3 protein-coding genes are annotated in these 1996 nt (G+C 46.5%); all 3 read left to right on the top strand.

Annotated elements, in window-relative coordinates; all coding sequences use genetic code 11:
* Positions 1–273 (top strand): thioredoxin (gene trxA, locus B7X71_RS15925; RefSeq protein WP_293599579.1); only part of this gene is annotated, 273 nt, incomplete at its 5' end.
* Positions 274–495: 222 nt separating this feature from the next.
* Positions 496–1758, top strand: coding sequence for a transcription termination factor Rho (gene rho, locus B7X71_RS15920; RefSeq protein WP_046330324.1), 1263 nt, complete (start codon positions 496–498; stop codon positions 1756–1758).
* 145 nt (positions 1759–1903) lie between these two features.
* A partial coding sequence (locus B7X71_RS15915) for a 50S ribosomal protein L31 (protein ID WP_293601450.1) occupies positions 1904–1996 on the top strand: 93 nt, incomplete at its 3' end.

The raw sequence follows: 1996 nt of genomic DNA, 5'->3' as shown, positions 1-1996 counted from the left end.
AAGTCCGATAAACCTGTTCTCCTCGACTTCTGGGCTGAGTGGTGTGGTCCTTGCAAGATGATCGGTCCTATCCTTGAAGAGCTGGCTGGTGAATACGGCGACAAGATCCAAATCGCTAAGATGAACGTGGATGAGAACCAAGGCGTTCCTGCCCAGTTCAATATCCGCGGCATCCCAACATTGATCCTCTTTAAGAACGGCACTGTTGCTGCTCAAAAAGTAGGCGCTTTGGCAAAATCCCAGTTGACTGCGTTTATTGATAGTCATCTGTAAATAGTCCTAGATCACAGGTTCACTGCGTGAGCCTGTGGTTTTCAGCAGTTTTTAGTGTAGTATCTATTTCAACGCACTTTCAGTGCCCCGATTTCTAGCAATTTCCTCCCCCCTTCTTTTTAGCAAATACTCCCAAATTCTGTTTTCCCAATCTGTCTGATGTCCATCTAGACAGCAATACCCCAAAACACATCTACATCCTTATCTACACCCGAGAACCACATGCAATTATCTGAACTCAAAGTACTCCACGTATCCGCCCTGCTTGAAATGGCAGCTAGCCTGGAGATTGAAAATACCCAACGTATGCGCAAACAAGAGTTGATGTTTGCCATCCTCAAAAAGCGCGCTAAAGAAGGTGAATCTGTTTTCGGTGACGGCACTTTGGAAGTATTGCCTGACGGCTTTGGTTTCTTGCGCTCCCCTGATGCCTCTTACATGGCTTCTCCGGACGATATCTACATCTCTCCTGCACAGATCCGCCGCTTTAACCTGCATACTGGTGATAGCGTTGAAGGCGAAGTTCGTACCCCTAAAGATGGCGAGCGCTATTTTGCGTTAGTCAAAGTAGACAAGATCAACGGTTTGGCTCCTGAAGCCTTAAAGAACCGCATCATGTTCGAGAACTTAACTCCTTTGCATCCAAATCGCGTCATTCAGTTAGAGCGTGACATCAAAGCCGAAGAGAATTTAACTGGCCGCATCATCGATATGATCTCCCCGATAGGCTATGGCCAGCGTGGCTTGATCGTTTCTTCACCGAAGTCCGGTAAGACTGTAATGATGCAGCACATCGCTCATGCGATCTCTGCGAATAATCCGGATGCGATCTTGATCGTGTTGTTGGTCGATGAGCGCCCTGAAGAGGTTACTGAAATGCAGCGCTCTGTGCGCGGTGAAGTCGTTGCCTCTACATTTGATGAGCCAGCTGTGCGTCACGTACAGGTTGCCGAGATGGTGATTGAAAAGGCTAAGCGTTTGGTTGAGATGAAAAAAGACGTCATCATCTTGCTTGACTCGATTACCCGCCTTGCTCGTGCTTACAACACCGTAATCCCTTCATCTGGAAAAGTACTCTCCGGCGGTGTGGATGCAAACGCATTACAGCGTCCAAAACGTTTCTTCGGTGCCGCACGTAACGTGGAAGAAGGTGGCTCACTCACCATCATCGCTACTGCCTTGATTGAAACTGGTAGCCGCATGGATGACCTCATCTACGAAGAGTTCAAAGGCACAGGTAACATGGAAGTACACCTTGAGCGTCGTTTGGCCGAGCGTCGTGTTTACCCATCGATTAACCTCAACAAGTCTGGCACCCGCCGTGAAGAGTTGCTGGTTAAAGCTGAAAACCTCCAGAAAATCTGGGTTTTACGTAAATTATTGGCCGATATGGACGATATTGAGGCGATGAACTTTATCGTTGATAAGCTCAAATCCACCAAAAATAACGGTGAATTCTTCGATTTAATGCGTAAGGGTGGCTAATTTAGCCCCTCATAGACGGTAAAAGTGCGCTTTGTTGTTGATTTCATGGCATAATTTCGCTTTTACCGCTTTAATAATTTGCATTTAACTGGGTAAGTATTTGGGTCTTTGGACTTAAACGGCTGCCTGCTAATAGGACTTAATAATGAAACCTGGCATTCACCCCGAATATCGTGAAATCGTCTTTGTAGACGTTTCTAATAACTTCAGCTTCAAGACTCGCTCCACTATGTCTACT

The sequence above is a fragment of the Polynucleobacter sp. 39-46-10 genome (assembly GCF_002282275.1).
The sequence above is the reverse complement of the archived record's forward strand: the minus strand, read 5'-3'. Positions and strand labels throughout refer to the sequence as shown.

What these genes read in the sequence shown, in the direction of transcription:
- rho (WP_046330324.1), top strand. Translation starts at nt 496, where the DNA reads ATGCAATTATCTGAACTCAAAGTACTCCACGTATCCGCCCTGCTTGAA.